5 protein-coding genes are annotated in these 6,721 nt (G+C 75.3%); all 5 read left to right on the top strand.

The features are described from left to right. Positions 1–213 precede the first annotated feature (213 nt). The 5 genes from ABZ721_RS35930 to moeZ all read left to right on the top strand — a co-directional run bounded on the left by ABZ721_RS35930 (position 214) and on the right by moeZ (position 6,673). Complete coding sequence (locus ABZ721_RS35930) at positions 214–1,887, top strand: DUF3492 domain-containing protein (protein WP_358792993.1); 1,674 nt, start codon at positions 214–216, stop codon at positions 1,885–1,887. Further along, positions 1,884–3,551, top strand: coding sequence for a hypothetical protein (locus ABZ721_RS35925; RefSeq protein WP_358792992.1), 1,668 nt, complete (start codon positions 1,884–1,886; stop codon positions 3,549–3,551). The genes ABZ721_RS35930 and ABZ721_RS35925 overlap by 4 nt, the downstream gene beginning before the upstream one ends. 79 nt (positions 3,552–3,630) lie before the next feature. Continuing rightward, on the top strand, positions 3,631–4,542 hold the full coding sequence (locus ABZ721_RS35920) for an NAD(P)-dependent oxidoreductase (RefSeq protein ID WP_358792991.1): 912 nt from the start codon (positions 3,631–3,633) through the stop codon (positions 4,540–4,542). Then, complete coding sequence (locus ABZ721_RS35915; RefSeq protein ID WP_358792990.1) at positions 4,530–5,384, top strand: spherulation-specific family 4 protein; 855 nt, start codon at positions 4,530–4,532, stop codon at positions 5,382–5,384. The genes ABZ721_RS35920 and ABZ721_RS35915 overlap by 13 nt, the downstream gene beginning before the upstream one ends. A 110-nt stretch (positions 5,385–5,494) precedes the next feature. Further along, a complete protein-coding gene (gene moeZ / locus ABZ721_RS35910; protein WP_358792989.1) occupies positions 5,495–6,673 on the top strand; it encodes an adenylyltransferase/sulfurtransferase MoeZ in 1,179 nt (392 codons plus the stop codon). Positions 6,674–6,721: the final 48 nt, after the last annotated feature.

Here is a 6,721-nt window from a genome sequence, read left to right as displayed (position 1 = left end):
GGCGCGTGCTCGTGTTGTTCGTGCCCCTTAACGCCTTGTAATTCTTTTGCGTTGTGTCAGTTCTTCCCCGCGGTCTGGCCCCCGGGGGGGCGGCCCCCCCCCCCCCCCCCCCCCGCCACTGTCGTACCGGCATACCGTCGTCGCGCCGGGCAGACGTATCCGCCCTCCCGGCCAGGAGCCCTGGCGGATCGGCGAAGGAAGGGTGGCGTACCCATGCGCATCGCGTTGCTCACCGAGGGTGGCTACCCGTACGCACGGGGTGAAGGCGGCGCCTGGTGCGACCGGCTCGTGCGCGGGCTCACGGGCCACGAGTTCGAGGTCTACGCGCTCAGCCGGTCGGAGCTGACGGAGGCCGGCGGGCGGGTCGAAGTGCCCGCGCAGGTACGGCGGGTGCGCAGCGAGCGCCTGTGGGGGGAGCCGCCACCGGACGACAGCGGGCGCGGCCGATCGGCCCGCCGCCACCGCTTCCTGCACCACTACGGGGAGCTGGCCGCAGCGCTGGCGGGCGCCGCCGCCGGCGCCCCCGGCGTCCTGCGCATATCCGACGCGGGACCCGACGGTTACGGGGGCGCCCGGGCGGACCGTTTCGCCTCCGGCCTGTACGGCCTGGCCGAACTCGCCCGCGAGGAGGGCAGCCTGCCGGCGCTGCTCCGGTCCGAGCACGCCCTGCACGCCCTGGAGGACGCCTGCCGCGCCCCCGGCGTACGACCCCTGCTGACCGGCATCGGGGTGGCTGACCTGCTCGTCGCCTCCGAACTCCTGGAGCGCGCGCTGCGACCGCTGTCCGCGCCCTGGTACGAACCGGACGAGCTCGGCGCCGCGGATCTGTGCCATGCCGTCTCCGGGGGTCCCGCGACCCTTCCCGGGCTGCTGGCCAAACGGTTCTTCGGAACGCCGCTCCTGGTCACCGAGTACGGCGTCCGGCTGCGCGAGGCGCTCCTCGCCCACCGCGCGTCCGGCCTGTCGGCCGAGGTCCGCGCGCTGCTGACCGCGTTCCACCGGCTGCTCGCCGGCGAGTCCTACCGCGAGGCCGCGCTGATCACGCCGGGCAGCACGCACGCCCGGCGCTGGCAGGAGCGGTGCGGAGCCGACCGGCTGCGGCTGCGGACCGTCTACCCGGGCATGGAGGCCGCCCGCTTCGCCCGTGCGGGCGAGGCCGCGGAGGCGGCCGGCGCGGGCGCCCCCGCCGGGCACCCGGATCCCACCCTCACCTGGGTCGGCCGCCCGGAGCCCGGCAAGGACCTGATCGCGCTCCTGCACGCCTTCCACGCGATACGCACGGCGGAACCGGGCGCACGGCTGCGGATCCTGTACGTCCGCGGCGGCGTCGACTCCTACCTGGCGGGCTGCCGCACGCTCGCCGCGCAGCTCTTCCCCGACGAGGCGCGGGACGCGGTGACCGTCGGCGAGAGCCCCGTCACCTTCGAGGAGATCGGCTCGCCGGGCGCGCCGCAGCTCGCGGACGCGTACGCGTCCGGGGACGTCGTCGTGCTGTCCAGCATCGTGGAGGGCTTCCCGCTGAGCCTCGTCGAGGCGATGTTCTGCGGGCGGGCGACGGTCTCCACCGACGTGGGCGCCGTCCGCGAGGTCATCGGCGGCACGGGGCTGGTCGTACCGCCCCGCAACCCCAAGGCCCTCGCCGACGCGTGCCTCGCGCTGCTGCGCGAGCCGGAGCGCGCGGCCCGGCTGGGCGCGGCGGCGCGGGAGCGGGCGCTGGAACTCTTCACGGTGGAGCGGTGCGTGGGCGCGTTCCGCGAGATCTACCTGGAGCTGGTGGCGCACTGGCCGGTGCGCCGCGCGCCCCTGCACCCCTTCGCAGAACCGGCCGAGGCCCACGTCCCCGGCCGCCTCACCCCCCTCTGGGCCCAGGCCGGTGACCGCGGATGACCACGCACACCTCCGCCCAGGCCGCCCTCCTGGCCCGCATCGTCACCCCCCAACCCGCCCCGCCGGACGAGGAGATCCGGACCGCGGCGGAGATCGAGGCCGCAGGCGCGGCGGAAGTCGCTGCCGCTGCCGAGGCGGAGGCCGTGGCCGAGGGGCTGAGCGACTGCGTCGAGCAGTCGGCCTCCGGCCGGGTCGCCGGGGCAACGGCGGACGGCCGCGTCGACGCGGCCGACGAGCCCGACCGGATCCCGGCCTCGGGCCACCGCCCGGAAGACGACCGCGTGCCCGCACCGGAGGAGGCAGCCGCCGCACCGACAACCCCCGAACGTCCGGCCGCTGAGCCGTCGGCCGCCGACCCGACGGCGGACGCCGCCGCCCCTCTGGCCACGGACTCCAGCGCCCCTCCGGCCGCAGACGCCGCCCCTCCGCCTGCGGCTGTCAGTGGCCTCCCGCCTGCGGCCGTCAGCAGCCCCCCGCCCGGGGCCGTCAACCACCCCCCGCCCGCGGCCGTCAGCGACCCCCGGGCCGCGGCCGTCAGCAGCCCTCCGCCTGCGGCCGTCAGTGGCCTCCCGCCCGTGGCCGTCAGCGACCCCGCGTCGGCGCCCGTCAGTGGCCCTCCGGCCGTGGCTGTCAGCGGCCTCCCGCCCGCCGCCGAGGCGGCACGGCGGCGGGGGCCCGCCGACCCCGTGCGGGGTGTGATGCACCGGCACGAGGCGCTGTGCGCCGGGGCCGTGGACGTGCTGGAGATAGCCGCCGGGCTGGAGGCGCACGGCGTCACGGATCAGGTGGCGGGGCGGTTCCGGCACCGGGACGTGTTCTCGCTCGCGGACGAGTTGTACGCCCGCGTCCCGCGCACCGCCGCGGGCGAGCGCCCCACCCCCCGCACCGGGCCGGTGCGGGTCGGCCTGTCGCACGTCGTGCCCGGCGCCGGCTGCGCGGTGGCCGCCGCTCTCGTGACGCGGTCGCCGGCCGTCGGCGCGGTGATCGCCCTGCTCGCCGCGCTGGCCACCTGGGCGGTGCTGCGACGCGGCCCACTGCGTACCGGCAGCCGGGCCGGGGCGCTGGCGGGCGGATGCCTGCTGGCGGTCACGCTGGTCGAACCGCCCGCCACCGCCCCGTTCGTGGCGCTGGCCCTCACCCTGGCGCCCGCCGCCTGGTGCGCGCACCGCTTCGCGCTGCGGGCACGGGCCGAGCTGGCGGCCGGCCGCGGGCTCGCGGAGTTCGCCGCCCGGGTCCGCCCGCTGCTCGCCGGCACCCTCGCGCTGTACCTGCTGGTGCTGCTCGGGTGCCTGTGGGCCGCCGCCGCACTGGCCGGCCCGGCCGGCGTCGCCGAGGCGGGCGCCCTCGGGATGCTGCTCTTCACCGCCCGGCTGCTCGCCGTGCACGGCTTCACCGGGGCCGCGGCATGGGGGACCGGCGTGGCCGCCGCCGTCGAGGCGGCCGCGCTCGGCGCAGCCGCACTGCACCGCGTGCCGGGCCTGGCGGCCCTGTCCGCCCCGGCCGAACGGCTCGGTCCGGCCGCGATCCCCGTCCTGGCCTGCGGCTGCGCCGCCGCCGTACTCGTCGTGCACGCCTTCCGCACCCTTACCAGGGCCTCGGCGCACGGCACTGCCGCCCGCCCCCGCCCCACAGACCTCCGCAACCCCAACCAGGAGCAACGTTGATCACGCACCGAACCACCTCGCCGCGCCCGTCGCGCGGAACAGAGCGCCGGCAGTCCCACGGGCTGGGAGGTGGCCAGCGATGAGGGTGCTGCTGCTCGGAGCCGATGGGTTCCTCGGCCGGCACGTGGCCGAACGGCTGCTCGCCGACCCCGCCGTACAGCTGACCGCGCTGGGGCGCAGCGACGACGCCGACGTGCGGTTCGACCTGGCGAGCGGGGCGCCGGGAGCGCTGGCGCGGTTCCTGGACGCCGTCCACCCGGGCGTCGTCGTCAACTGCGCGGGCGCCACCCGCGGTGGGGCCCGGGAGCTGACCCGGCACAACACGGTGGCCGTGGCGACGGTGTGCGAGGCGATGCGGCGCAGCAGCACCGGTGCGCGCCTGGTCCAGGTGGGATGCGCCGCCGAGTACGGGCCCTCGCCCGTGGGCGCGTCGACCGCCGAGGACGCGGTGCCGCGGCCGGGCGGCCCGTACGGGGTGAGCAAGCTCGCCGCGTCCGAGCTGGTGCTGGGCTCGGGTCTCGACGCCGTGGTGCTGCGGGTGTTCAGCCCCGTCGGCCCCGGCACGCCGACGAGCTCGCCGCTGGGACGGCTGGCCGAGGCGCTGCGCCGGGCGATGCAGAGCGGCGACGGCGAGCTGAAGCTCGGCGGGCTGGCCGTGCAGCGGGACTTCATCGACGTCCGGGACGTCTCGCGGGCGGTGCACGCGGCGTCGCTGTCCGCCGCGCAGGGCCTGGTGAACATCGGGTCGGGCCGGGCCGTACGTATGCGTGACATGGCCGCCGGGCTCGCACACGTCGCGGGCTACGACGGCACCCTGCACGAGCTGGACGAGCCGCAGGTCGCGCCCGGCCCGCCCCCGTACCCCGACGGCTGCGGCATCTGGCAGCAGGCGGACGTGCGGACGGCCCGCGACCGGCTGGGCTGGCGGCCCCGTATCGGCCTCGAGGAGTCGCTGGCCGACGTCTGGATGGAGGCGGCATGCCGCGTCTGACCCCGCCGCATTTCGGGGGCGCCGGGCCGCGTGCCCGCACCGGCGGAGCCGGCCGGGGGTCGGGCGGCCAGGCCCGTTCCGACCGGCTCGGCTTCGGCGTCCCGGTCAACGCGCACCCGCTGGTGGCGCCCGCCGAGTGGGCGGAACTCGCCCGCCCGGGGACGCCGTTGCACTGGGTGGTGCTGAACGTGGCGGGCGGTCCCGGCACCCGGCCCGACCCGCTGTACACGGAGGCGGTGGCGCGGCTCCGGGAGAGCGGCGTGCCGGTCCTCGGCCATCTGGACGCCGCGCTGGGCGCGCGGTCGTTCGGCGCGCTGGTCTCCGAGGCCTCCCACTACCTGGACTGGTACCGGCTGGACGGCTTCTACCTGGACCGCGCCCCGACCGAACGGGCCGCCCTGAGCGAGTCCCGCCGGGTGACGACGACCCTGCGGGCGCTGCTGGCGGGGGACGAGGGGGAGGGCGGGCACGGCGACGGTGGTGGCAGCGGGGGCGCTGGTGAGGGGCACATCGTGCTGGGGCACGGCACGCACCCGTACCCCGGCTACGCCGAGATCGCCGACCAGCTGGTGACGTTCTGCGGCCCCTGGACGCGTTACCGCTGGTCCGAGGCGCCGGAGTGGACGGCCGCGTACCCGCCGGAGCGCTTCGCGCACCTCGTCCACGGAATCCCGCGCTCGCACCTGGTGACGGCGATGCGGATCGCCCGCTGGCAGGGCGCGGCCACCGTCTGCTTCACCGACCGCACGGACCGGGACGGGGCCGACCCGTGGGAGGGACTGCCCGGCTACTGGGACGAGTCGGTACGAACGGTGCGAAAGCAGCCGCCGCCCAGTATCTGAGCCAATTCGGTCTCGCTCCTCGGACCGGGTGTCTCGGAATGAAGACCGGCGTGGCAGTGTTACGGAGAGAACCACCCGTACACCCGTATGCCTACCGATCCGGAGTCCCCGTGTCGCTGCCACCCCTGGTCGAGCCGGCTGCCGAGCTCACCGTCGACGAGGTCCGCAGGTACTCGCGCCACCTGATCATCCCCGATGTGGGGATGGACGGACAGAAGCGGCTGAAGAACGCCAAGGTGCTGTGTGTCGGCGCCGGCGGCCTCGGCTCGCCGGCCCTCATGTACCTGGCCGCCGCAGGTGTCGGCACGCTCGGCATCGTGGAGTTCGACGAGGTCGACGAGTCGAACCTGCAGCGCCAGATCATCCACAGCCAGGCGGACATCGGCCGTTCCAAGGCCCAGTCCGCGCGCGATTCCGTGCTCGGCATCAACCCGTACGTGAACGTCGTTCTCCACGAGGAACGCCTCGAGGCCGAGAACGTCATGGAGATCTTCTCCCAGTACGACCTGATCGTCGACGGCACGGACAACTTCGCGACCCGCTACCTGGTCAACGACGCGTGCGTGCTGCTGGACAAGCCCTACGTCTGGGGCTCGATCTACCGCTTCGACGGCCAGGCGTCCGTCTTCTGGAGCGAGCACGGTCCGTGCTACCGCTGCCTGTACCCGGAGCCCCCGCCCCCCGGCATGGTCCCCTCCTGCGCCGAGGGCGGCGTGCTGGGCGTGCTCTGCGCGTCCATCGGGGCGATCCAGGTCACCGAGGCGATCAAGCTGCTCGCCGGCATCGGCGACCCGCTGGTCGGCCGTCTGATGATCTACGACGCCCTGGAGATGACGTACCGCCAGGTCAAGGTCCGCAAGGACCCGGAGTGCGCGGTCTGCGGTGAGAACCCGACCGTCACCGAGCTGATCGACTACGAGGCCTTCTGCGGCGTCGTCTCCGAGGAGGCCCAGGAGGCCGCCGCGGGTTCGACGATCACGCCGAAGCAGCTCAAGGAGTGGATCGACGACGGCGAGAACATCGAGATCATCGATGTCCGCGAGCCGAACGAGTACGAGATCGTCTCCATCCCGGGCGCCAAGCTGATCCCCAAGGGCGAGTTCCTGATGGGCACCGCCCTGCAGAACCTGCCCCAGGACAAGCGCATCGTCCTGCACTGCAAGACGGGTGTCCGCTCCGCGGAAGTCCTCGCCGTCCTGAAGTCCGCGGGCTTCTCGGACGCGGTGCACGTCGGTGGCGGCGTCATCGGCTGGGTGCACACGATCGAGCCGCACAAGCCGGTCTACTAGTCACGCACGTGAAGGGGCCCGCAGACCACCGGAACGACGGTCCGCGGG

This window comes from Streptomyces sp. NPDC006733 (assembly GCF_040636125.1).
Classification (GTDB): domain Bacteria; phylum Actinomycetota; class Actinomycetes; order Streptomycetales; family Streptomycetaceae; genus Actinacidiphila.
This window is presented reverse-complemented; position numbering and strand designations above follow the sequence as displayed.